At 47.9% G+C, this 11,038-nt stretch carries 8 protein-coding genes; 7 read left to right on the forward strand and 1 reads right to left on the reverse strand.

Annotated features, from left to right (window positions below):
* The first annotated feature begins 9 nt into the window (after positions 1-9).
* From mnmG to deoC, 5 genes are all read left to right on the forward strand, one after another.
* Positions 10-1,887 (forward strand): tRNA uridine-5-carboxymethylaminomethyl(34) synthesis enzyme MnmG, encoded by a 1,878-nt coding sequence (mnmG, locus tag HMPREF1212_RS20900; RefSeq protein ID WP_046150948.1) that lies wholly within the window; start codon positions 10-12, stop codon positions 1,885-1,887.
* 83 nt (positions 1,888-1,970) lie between these two features.
* A complete protein-coding gene (uvrC, locus tag HMPREF1212_RS20905) occupies positions 1,971-3,779 on the forward strand; it encodes an excinuclease ABC subunit UvrC (RefSeq protein ID WP_046150949.1) in 1,809 nt (602 codons plus the stop codon).
* 8 nt (positions 3,780-3,787) lie between these two features.
* Entirely contained in the window at positions 3,788-4,240 is a 453-nt protein-coding gene (dtd, locus tag HMPREF1212_RS20910; RefSeq protein WP_028730066.1) for a D-aminoacyl-tRNA deacylase, read from the forward strand.
* Between the two features lies 1 nt (position 4,241).
* On the forward strand, positions 4,242-4,574 hold the full coding sequence (locus tag HMPREF1212_RS20915; protein WP_052725068.1) for a nucleotide pyrophosphohydrolase: 333 nt from the start codon (positions 4,242-4,244) through the stop codon (positions 4,572-4,574).
* Positions 4,575-4,577: 3 nt separating this feature from the next.
* Positions 4,578-5,525: a deoxyribose-phosphate aldolase gene (gene deoC, locus HMPREF1212_RS20920; protein WP_046150950.1), complete on the forward strand. Its 948-nt coding sequence runs from the start codon at positions 4,578-4,580 to the stop codon at positions 5,523-5,525.
* Between the two features lie 70 nt (positions 5,526-5,595).
* On the opposite strand, the gene HMPREF1212_RS20925 is transcribed toward deoC, so the two are convergent.
* On the reverse strand, positions 5,596-6,570 hold the full coding sequence (locus HMPREF1212_RS20925) for a polyprenyl synthetase family protein (RefSeq protein ID WP_028730063.1): 975 nt from the start codon (positions 6,568-6,570) through the stop codon (positions 5,596-5,598).
* Positions 6,571-6,669: 99 nt separating this feature from the next.
* On the opposite strand from HMPREF1212_RS20925, the gene polA reads away from it, so the two are divergent.
* Both polA and ychF read left to right on the forward strand, forming a co-directional pair.
* Complete coding sequence (gene polA / locus HMPREF1212_RS20930; protein ID WP_046150951.1) at positions 6,670-9,447, forward strand: DNA polymerase I; 2,778 nt, start codon at positions 6,670-6,672, stop codon at positions 9,445-9,447.
* A gap of 475 nt (positions 9,448-9,922) precedes the next feature.
* Positions 9,923-11,026: a redox-regulated ATPase YchF gene (gene ychF / locus HMPREF1212_RS20935; protein ID WP_028730061.1), complete on the forward strand. Its 1,104-nt coding sequence runs from the start codon at positions 9,923-9,925 to the stop codon at positions 11,024-11,026.
* The last annotated feature ends 12 nt before the right edge of the window (positions 11,027-11,038 follow it).

Here is an 11,038-nt window from a genome sequence, read left to right on the forward strand (position 1 = left end):
ATTACGACAATGACTTTCAATTACGATGTGATCGTGGTAGGTGCTGGTCATGCGGGCTGTGAAGCCGCTTCAGCAGCCGCCAACCTGGGTTCGAAAACGCTTCTTATCACTATGGACATGAACAAGATTGCACAAATGAGTTGCAATCCGGCCGTTGGCGGTATCGCTAAAGGACAGATCGTCCGTGAGATCGATGCGTTGGGAGGTTATATGGGAATTGTTACAGACCGCACGGCCATCCAGTTCCGTATGCTGAACCGGAGCAAAGGCCCGGCCATGTGGAGCCCGCGTGCACAAAGCGACCGTGCCCGCTTCATCGACTGCTGGCGGGGGATCGTGGAAAACCTTCCGAACCTGTATATCTGGCAAGACACCGTTCAGGGATTATTACTCGACGGAAACACGGTCTGCGGTGTAAAAACCAGCATGAACGTGGAATTCCGAGCCAAAAGCGTTGTATTGACCAACGGAACATTCCTGAACGGATTAATGCATATCGGACGCACGCAAATACGCGGCGGACGTATCTCCGAACCCGCTGCAACCGGACTTACCGAACAGCTGGTATCCGCAGGCATCAGATCCGAACGTATGAAGACAGGAACCCCTGTCCGTATTGACGGCCGCAGCATCCATTTCGATGAAATGGGGGAACAACCGGGAGAGAACGACTTCCATAAATTCTCCTATCTCGATTTCCAGCCGCGCCCTTTAAAACAGCTTAGTTGCTGGACTACATTCACCAATGAAGCTTGTCATGAGATCCTGCGCGAAGGCCTCCCCGACTCTCCCTTGTACAACGGACAGATCCAGAGTATCGGCCCGCGCTATTGCCCGAGTATCGAAACAAAGATCGTGACCTTTGCAGATAAAACGCAGCACCAACTGTTTCTGGAACCGGAAGGCGAAACGACACAGGAATACTACCTGAACGGCTTCTCCTCCTCTCTCCCATTAGATATCCAGTTGCGTGCCCTGCAAGCTATCCCGGCCTTCAGGGACATTCAGATCTACCGTCCGGGATATGCGATCGAATACGACTTCTTCGACCCTACCCAACTGCATCACAACCTGGAAACAAAACAGATCAAGAACCTGTTCTTTGCAGGACAGATCAATGGAACCACCGGTTATGAAGAGGCAGGCGGACAAGGACTGATTGCAGGTATCAACGCACATATCAATTGCCACGGCGGTGAACCGTTTGTATTGGGCCGCGACGAAGCCTATATCGGTGTACTGATCGACGACCTCGTAACCAAAGGAGTGGACGAGCCCTATCGTATGTTTACCTCCCGCGCAGAATACCGTATCCTGCTCCGCCAGGACGACGCAGATATGCGCCTGACAGAAAAGGCATACAAAATAGGTTTGGCAAAACAAGACCGTTACGACCTGCTAAAAGAGAAAAAAGAGCACAGAGACGCTATTATTGCTTTTGCAGAAAACTACTCTGTGAAGCCGCAATACATCAACGACGGATTAGAAGCACTGGGTACTACCCCACTCGCTCACGGCTGCAAACTGATCGACCTGATCCTTCGCCCGCAGCTCACGATGGAAAGTATTGCCACCCTCGTTCCGGCACTCCGCGCAGAACTGGACAAGGTTCCCGTTTCACGTAAAGAAGAGATTATCGAAGCGGCAGAAATCCTGATCAAGTACAGCGGGTACATCCGGCGCGAACAGATCATCGCAGACAAGATAAACCGCTTGGAGAATATCCATATCAAAGGCAAATTCGACTACAATTCGATCCAGTCCTTATCCACGGAAGCACGTCAAAAGCTGACGAAGATAGACCCTGATACGATTGCTCAGGCAAGCCGTATCCCGGGTATCTCCCCAAGCGATATAAACATCCTGCTGGTACTGCTCGGAAGATAAAACGCGAATTGTTCCACGTGAAACATTTACTTTAGGTAAAAGAAGGTAAAACACTGGGAATAGGCCAGAAACAATTAAACAAGATGAGTTCAGAAACCGATAAACATATAAAAATGATCCTTTCGATCCTGCCGGACAAGCCTGGGTGCTACCAGTACTTCGACGACAAGGGTACGATCATTTATGTAGGCAAGGCTAAGAACCTGAAGCGCCGTGTATCCTCCTATTTCAACAAGGAACACGACAGCAACAAGACGCGTGTATTGGTGAAGCAAATACGCGACATCAAATACATTGTAGTCGATACGGAAGAGGATGCGTTATTGCTCGAGAACAACCTGATCAAACAGTATCGCCCACGATATAACGTGATGCTGAAAGACGACAAAACATATCCGTCTATCGTCGTAAAGAACGAATACTTTCCACGCATATTTCAGACCCGGAATATCGTGCGGGACGGTTCGCAGTACTACGGGCCCTACCCTTCCGTGTACACAGCTAAGGTGATGCTGCAAATGCTGAAAGAGCTCTATCCGTTGCGCACCTGCAAACTGCCGCTTACACCGGAATCGATTACCGAAGGGAAATACAGCGTTTGCCTGGAGTATCACATAAAACGTTGCAAAGGCCCCTGTGTAGGATTGCAATCCCTGGATGAATACCGGCAGAATATCTCCGAGATAAAAGAGATCCTACGCGGAAATATTTCCCAGATCAGCAAACATCTGTATGAAGAGATGCAGGTATTGGCAGGAGAATTGAAGTTCGAAGAAGCGCAAAAAATAAAGGAGAAGTATGAGGTAATAGAGAACTACCGCTCGAAATCGACGGTCGTTACTCCCATGCTGCATAATATAGATGTCTTTTCCATTGCCGAGAACGAGCGTTCCGCCTATATCAATTTCATGCATATCGGTAACGGGGCCATTGTACAGGCTTATACGTTCGAGTATAAAAAACGGTTGGACGAAACAAGAGAGGAACTGCTTAGCCTGGGCATTATAGAAATGCGCGAACGTTTTAAAAGTACGGCACGGGAGATCATCGTACCTTTCGATCCGGACATGGAACTGGCAAACGTCAGCTTCACGGTACCCCAGCGCGGCGACAAAAAGAAGCTGCTAGAGCTGTCTGAAATGAATGTAAAGCAATTCAAAGTAGACCGCCTCAAACAAGCAGAGAAATTAAATCCGGAACAACGCAGCACACGTATATTAAAAGAAGTACAGGATGCCTTGCACCTTCCCAAATTGCCGATGCATATCGAATGTTTCGACAACTCGAACATACAAGGCAGCGATGCCGTTGCCGCCTGCGTTGTGTTTAAAATGGCGAAACCATCGAAGAAGGACTACCGCAAATACATCATAAAAACAGTGGTCGGCCCCGATGATTACGCATCGATGAAAGAAGTGGTACGCCGCCGTTACCAGCGGGCCATCAACGAAGGTTCTCCCCTGCCCGACCTGATCCTTACCGACGGTGGAAAGGGACAAATGGAAGTAGTACGCGAAGTCATACAAGACGAACTCCATTTGGATATACCTATAGCCGGGTTGGCGAAGGACGGGAAACACCGCACATCCGAATTGCTTTTCGGCTTCCCCCCGATTACGGTCGGCATGCAGATACAAAGCCAGATGTTCCGTTTCTTTACACAGATACAGGACGAGGTACACCGCTTTGCCATCACCTTCCATAAGGATAAGCGCAGCAAGAGCCAGACACGTTCCGAACTGGATAATATCAAAGGGATCGGAGAAAAGACAAAAGTATTGCTTCTGCGCCACTATAAGAGTGTGAAAAGGATACGCGAGGCCAGCTTCGAGGAATTGAAGGAATTAATCGGAGAAGCCAAAACAAATACATTAATAAATGGTTTAAAGTAAACATACAAATGAGGACAGTTATACAGCGTGTACAGCATTGCTCCGTCACGATCGACGGAGAAGTCAAATCTAAGATAGGAAACGGGATGCTGGTTCTGGTAGGTATCGAAGACCGCGATACGCAGGAAGATATCGAGTGGCTATGTAAGAAGATCACCAACCTGCGCATTTTCGACGATGAAAACGGGGTTATGAACCGTTCTGTGATCGAATCGGGGGGCGAGATAATGGTGGTTAGCCAGTTCACTCTCCATGCGTCTACAAAGAAGGGAAACCGCCCTTCCTACATCCATGCATCCAAACCGGATATCGCCATCCCGATGTACGAAGCCTTTTGTGAAGAGATGGGGCTTCAGCTGGGCAAGGAAGTGGCTACCGGGACATTCGGTGCCGATATGAAAATAGAGTTATTGAACGATGGGCCGGTCACTATCCTGATCGACTCGCAAAACAAAGAATAAGATGGCGGATATTACCTTGCAGGAAGCCCAGGAGAAAGTAGACCACTGGATCAAAACATACGGTGTGCGCTACTTCAACGAGCTTACCAATATGACGATCCTGACCGAGGAAGTAGGCGAACTGGCCCGTATCATGGCCCGCACCTACGGCGAGCAGTCTTTCAAAGAAAGCGACAAACACCGCGATTTAGGCGATGAAATGGCAGATGTACTATGGGTACTACTTTGCCTTGCCAACCAAACCGGCGTAAACCTGACAGCAGCATTCGAAAAGAATCTGAAGAAGAAAACCGACCGGGATAAAGAACGACATATGAACAATAAAAAATTATAACCTATGGCACACGAACACAATTGCAGCTGCGGACACGACCATGATCATGATCATGATCACGATCACGATCATGAACACGACGGACAGATGGATAAATATCACGAAGCATTCAGTAAATTCGATCCCGCCGGGACAGAGGAAATAGTAGGCAAACACGTCAACTCGATCCTCGAAAACCATGAAAAGGAGAACTTCACTCCCGAGGTTCTGAAACAGATACACGGTTGTATCGACCTGACGTCGCTGACCAGTATCGATACGAAAGAAAGCATCTGGAAACTGGCGGACAAAGTGAACGATTTCGAAGGTACGCGCCCCGACGTTCCCAACGTAGCGGCGATCTGCACCTACCCTATTTTTGTCGAAACAGTGAAGCAGGCACTGACAGCCCAGAACGTAAAGATCGCTTCAGTGGCCGGAGGTTTCCCTTCATCACAAACCTTTATGGAGATAAAGATAGCGGAAACAGCGATGGCCGTCATGTCGGGAGCAGATGAGATCGATGTCGTTATGAACCTCGGCTATTTCCTGGAAGAGAACTACGAAGAGCTCACCGAAGATATCCAGGAGATCAAAGAAAGCTGCCGCGAAGCCAAGCTGAAAGTGATTCTGGAAACCGGAGCTTTGGTTACTCCGGAGAATATCCGTAAGGCAGCTATCCTGGCTCTCTATTCCGGTGCAGATTTCATTAAAACATCTACGGGCAAGGGTTATCCCGGTGCCACCCCGGAAGCTGTTTATACGATGTGTAAAGTGCTCAAAAAGTACCATTCCATCACAGGTAATAAGGCCGGCATCAAGATTTCAGGTGGCGTGCGTACAGCAGAAGATGCAGTGAAGTACTATACCATCGTGAAAGAGGTTCTGGGAAATGACTGGCTGAACAGCGAACTATTCCGTATCGGAGCCAGCAGCCTGGTGGAAGATATCGAGCATAGACTGGGGAAATAAAGTTGCCAGTTGAGAATAAAAAAAGGTTCAATCCATCGATGGGTTGAACCTTTTTTATTGGAATATTTACTTATTTCTGTCTTTCCATTATATAGTCGGCAAGTAGCAAAAGCCCCTCGCGGGCATCCGACTCCGGCAGCTCCATAAGGACTTCCACCGCCTTGGCGTGATACTCCTTCATACGCATTTCCGCATATTCGATACCGCCGTTCGCTTTGGCAAATTCGATCAGGGCATCGATATTCTCAGCAGAAAAATCCTTCTCGTGGATCACTTTCAGCAGAGACTCCACTTCCTCTCTCCTGCCCTGTTCAAGCGCATGCAACAGAGGTAAAGTAACCTTTCCTTCGCGTATATCATTACCGGTAGGTTTTCCGATATTCATTTCCTTGTAGTAATCGAAAATGTCGTCTTTGATCTGGAAGCAGTACCCCAGGTATTCACCGAACTTACGGCATTTCAACACCAATTCTTGTGAAGCATCCGCCGAAATAGCACCGATCTCGGTACAGGAAGAAAGCAGCGTTGCCGTCTTTTTCTTTATGACCTGCATATAGCAAGCTTCGTCCAGAATGCTTTCTTCGGCTGTTTCCAGCTGCTTGATCTCACCTTCCGACAGGTCGCGTCCGAGGTTGGATACGATATTTATGATCTGCAGGCTGCCTGTCTGGATAGAACGGATCAATGCGGTAGAAAGGACATAATCGCCCACCAGCACAGAGATACGGTTATCAAAAATAGCATTCAGGGAAGGTACTCCACGACGCTGTTTGGTCTCGTCGATCACATCGTCGTGTATCAGCGTAGCCGTATGCAGCAGTTCCAGGAAAACGGCCGAATTGATCGTATGATCGGTTACTTTTCCACAAGCTTTAGCGGTAAGCAGCACCAGCAACGGCCGTACATGTTTACCGCTGGCATGCAGTATCTGGTCAATAGCCGATTGCAATCTATGCGTCTCACTACGAAGTGAATCCGCAAATTCCTCGTTAAAGCGTTTAAACTCTTCAGCAACCGGTTGTTCTATTTTCGTTCTATCATTCATAATCTATCCAAAGATTCGCAAAAGTAACAAAAAGTATTGAGTAAGCGAGTTTTTTCGTACATTTACCGTCTATTGTCACCCTAAAACGTGTTAAAAGAGATGAAGTTATTCCTCATAGATGCGTATGCACTGATCTACCGGTCGTACTACGCTTTTCTTAAAAATCCGCGTATCAACTCAAAAGGCATGAATACATCGGCCATTTTCGGGTTCATAAACAGTCTGGAAGACGTTTTAAAACGTGAAAATCCGACGCATATTGCCGTGGCCTTCGACCCCAAAGGGCCGACTTTCCGTCATGAGGCCTACGAACTGTACAAGGCACAGCGCGAAGAAACACCGGAAGTGATCCGCCAATCCGTACCTATTATTAAGGATATTATAGAAGCATACAATATCCCTATCCTGGAAGTCCCCCGTTTCGAAGCGGACGACGTGATAGGCACCATCTCCAAGCAGGCGGAGAAAGAGGGTTTCGATGTCTTTATGATGACACCCGACAAAGACTACGGCCAGTTGGTATCCGATCATATATTCATGTACCGCCCCAAGTTCGGAGGCGACTACGAAATTATGGGAGTGAAAGAAGTGCTGAACAAATACTCGCTGACTTCGGTCGACCAGGTGATCGACCTGCTTGGTCTGATGGGCGACAGCTCCGACAACATTCCGGGTTGTCCGGGTGTGGGAGAAAAGACAGCACAGAAATTACTCGAAGAATACGGCTCGATCGAAAAACTGTTAGAGAATACCGACAAGCTGAAAGGCGCACTCCAAAAAAGAGTAACGGAGAATGTGGAACAAATCCGCTTCTCCAAATTCCTGGCAACGATCAAGACGGATGTCCCCATCCAGTTCGACGCCGTGAAATGCGTCCGCGAAAAACCGAACGAAGCCCGGCTGACTGAGATTTACACAGAATTAGAATTCAGAACATTTATTAACAAGTTGACAGCCGAGGAGAAAAAGCCCGCTCCGGCCAAGGTTGCGAAAGGCCCTGTTCAAGGCTCTCTGTTTGATATATTTGCGCCCGAAGAGCCGAGCGTTCCAAAATATTCGACTCTCGCGGACTTAAAATCGATCCCCCACACTTACCATCTCGTTGATAATGAAGAGAAAAGGAAGAATTTAGGCCGTTTTTTATTGAGTCAGGAATTTTTTGCTTTTGACACGGAAACCGATGGCATCGATCCGCTTACTGCCGGATTGGTCGGGATGTCGTTCGCCGTGAAGGAAAATGAGGCCTGGTACGTCCCCGTTCCCGCCGATGCGGAAGAAGCGGCAAAAGTGATCGCCCACTTCTCCCCTGCCCTGCAAAATCCCCAATCGTTAAAAATTGGACAAAACATAAAATTCGATATTCTCGTTCTCCGCAAGTATGGCGTCCGGGTAGCCGGCCCGCTGTTCGACACGATGATCGCCCATTACCTGCTGAACCCGGAACTCCGTCACGGGATGGACTACCTCGCGGATACTTATCTCAAATATAAAACCATCCCTATCGAGAAGCTGATCGGCCCCAAAGGGAAGAACCAGTTATCCATGCGAGATGTCCCCATCGCCCAGATCGCGGAATACGCGGCCGAAGATGCAGACGTCACCCTGAAGCTGAAAAACTACTTTGCCCCCGAGTTAAAGAAGGAAGGACTCGAATCGCTTTTCTTCGATATCGAAATGCCTTTAATATATGTATTGGCAGAAATGGAGGAAACAGGTGTCAAGCTCGACACGGTTGCCCTGAAGCAATCGTCGGATGTACTGACCGGCGAACTGAACAAGCTGGAAAAAGAGATCCACGAACTGGCAGGAGTAAAATTCAACATCAACTCGACGAAACAGGTCGGCGAAATCCTGTTCGAGCGGCTTAAGATCGAAGAGAAAGCCAAAAAGACAAAAACAGGAAGCTACAGCACCAGCGAAGATATTCTGGAGAAAATGCGCTCCAAACATCCTATCGTCGGCAAACTACTGGAGTACCGCGGACTGAAGAAATTGTTGAGCACATACATCGATGCCCTGCCCGAACTGATCAGGCCGGAGACAGGCAAAGTGCACACTTCTTTCAACCAGACAGTGACTTCGACCGGCCGTTTGAGCTCTACGAACCCCAACCTGCAAAACATCCCGATCCGTGACGACCTGGGACGTGAGATCCGCAAGGCATTCATCCCCGACAATGAAGATTGCATCTTCTTCTCTGCCGACTATTCGCAGATCGAACTCCGCATCATGGCGCATCTGAGCAAAGATGAACATATGATCGAAGCTTTCCGCAGCGGAGCCGACATCCACGCGGCAACGGCTGCTAAGATTTACGGTATCCCGGTCGAAGAAGTGACCAGCGATATGCGCCGCAAGGCTAAAACGGCCAATTTCGGGATCATCTACGGCATTTCGGTGTTCGGGCTGGCCGAACGGCTCAATATTCCCCGGGCGGAGTCAAAAGAGCTTATCGACGGTTATTTCAAATCCTATCCGGGCATACGCGATTACATGGATGAAAGCATCGAAGTAGCCCGTGACAAAGGATATGTAGAAACGATCTATAAACGTAAACGTTTCCTACCGGATATCAAGTCACACAATGCGATAGTCCGCGGATATGCCGAACGAAATGCGATCAACGCCCCTATCCAGGGAAGTGCCGCCGATATTATTAAGGTGGCTATGGTAGCTATCTTCAAACGTTTTGAAGCGGAAGGCCTGAAAAGCAAAATGATCCTTCAGGTACATGACGAACTTAACTTCAATGTACTGAAAGAAGAACAAGAAAAAGTAAAACAGATCGTCCTCGAGGAGATGGAAGGCGCCATCAAGCTGGAAGTTCCACTGATTGCCGATTGTGGCGAGGGAGCGAACTGGCTGGAAGCACATTAAGCAGAAACTTTACGAAGTTCCCTGCCTAAAAAGGACTACATCACGACCTTTTTTCACGTAAATAAGCAGAAAAGGTTCCCGACGCCCCCTTTTTACCGCCTTTCAGACCCCCATCTCAAGAGTATCGAGACCCGGGTGTAGCAACTGCCAACACCCGGGTCTCAATATAAATATCTGCCTTATCCGCTGAAAATAAGTCATATACCTTATCAAAATACATCCTTATCCAACGAAATTTCAGTGATAGTGTGATAGTTGGAGTGATAGTTGAATTTGCCAACCATCACTCCTTTTATGCTTTATATTTCAAGTCATACAATAATATTAGTGATAGTGTGACAGTTGTTTTCAAAAACAATTTGGTTATCGATCCCTCATACAGATAAAACACACGATATTCCCTGTTCATGAAGAATATACGAGAAAGAATAGCTATCTTTGCCGACTGAAAATAATAAAAACAACATAATAGTTTATGGCTTTACAATGTGGCATCGTAGGTCTTCCTAACGTAGGGAAGTCCACTCTTTTCAACTGCTTATCAAATGCAAAAGCACAATCAGCAAACTTCCCGTTCTGTACGATCGAACCGAATGTGGGTGTGATCACCGTTCCCGACGAACGTTTGAACAAACTGGCAGAGCTGATCAACCCGCAACGCATCGTCCCCACTACGGTAGAAATCGTCGATATCGCCGGTCTGGTAAAAGGTGCCAGCAAGGGAGAAGGATTAGGAAACAAGTTCCTTGCAAACATCCGCGAAACAGATGCGATCCTGCACGTATTGCGTTGCTTCGACGATGAGAACATCGTGCACGTGGACGGCAATGTCAATCCCGTACGCGATAAGGAAATTATCGATGCCGAACTTCAGATCAAAGACCTGGAAACAATAGACAGCCGTATTGCCAAAGTACAGAAACAGGCTCAGACAGGTGGCGACAAACAGGCCAAGCAAGCTTACGAAGTTCTGGTAAAATTCAAAGAAGCCCTCGAACAAGGAAAGAGTGCCCGTACGGTTACTTTCGATACTAAAGACGAACAAAAGATCGCCCACGAACTGTTCCTGCTGACCAGCAAACCGGTCATGTATGTATGCAACGTTGACGAAGCCAGCGCCGTAAACGGTAACAAATATGTAGACGCCGTACGCGAAGCGGTAAAAGACGAAAACGCAGAGATCCTGGTGGTAGCCGCCAAGATTGAAAGTGAAATTGCCGAGTTCGAGACGTATGAAGAACGCCAGATGTTCCTTCAGGAAATCGGGTTGGAAGAATCAGGCGTAGCGCGTTTGATCAAATCGGCTTACAGCTTACTGAACCTGCAAACTTACCTTACTGCCGGTGTACAGGAAGTACGTGCCTGGACATTCGAAAAAGGATGGAAAGCTCCGCAATGTGCCGGCGTGATCCATACGGATTTTGAAAAAGGCTTCATCCGCGCCGAAGTAATCAAATACGACGATTTTATCAGCTACGGTTCTGAAGCTGCGGTGAAGGAAGCCGGAAAGATGAGCGTGGAAGGAAAAGAATATGTTGTACAGGATGGCGATATCATGCACTTCCGTTTCAACGTATAATAAAAGGTATAA

This window comes from Parabacteroides sp. HGS0025, from assembly GCF_000969845.1.
Taxonomy (GTDB): domain Bacteria; phylum Bacteroidota; class Bacteroidia; order Bacteroidales; family Tannerellaceae; genus Parabacteroides; species Parabacteroides gordonii.

Excerpts from the sequence above, each read along its gene's own strand:
- dtd (WP_028730066.1), top strand. The coding sequence starts at position 3,788 with ATGAGGACAGTTATACAGCGTGTACAGCATTGCTCCGTCACGATCGAC.
- HMPREF1212_RS20925 (WP_028730063.1), bottom strand. The coding sequence starts at position 6,570 with ATGAATGATAGAACGAAAATAGAACAACCGGTTGCTGAAGAGTTTAAA.
- ychF (WP_028730061.1), top strand. The coding sequence starts at position 9,923 with ATGGCTTTACAATGTGGCATCGTAGGTCTTCCTAACGTAGGGAAGTCC.
- HMPREF1212_RS20915 (WP_052725068.1), top strand. The coding sequence starts at position 4,242 with ATGGCGGATATTACCTTGCAGGAAGCCCAGGAGAAAGTAGACCACTGG.
- polA (WP_046150951.1), top strand. The coding sequence starts at position 6,670 with ATGAAGTTATTCCTCATAGATGCGTATGCACTGATCTACCGGTCGTAC.
- deoC (WP_046150950.1), top strand. The coding sequence starts at position 4,578 with ATGGCACACGAACACAATTGCAGCTGCGGACACGACCATGATCATGAT.
- mnmG (WP_046150948.1), top strand. The coding sequence starts at position 10 with ATGACTTTCAATTACGATGTGATCGTGGTAGGTGCTGGTCATGCGGGC.
- uvrC (WP_046150949.1), top strand. The coding sequence starts at position 1,971 with ATGAGTTCAGAAACCGATAAACATATAAAAATGATCCTTTCGATCCTG.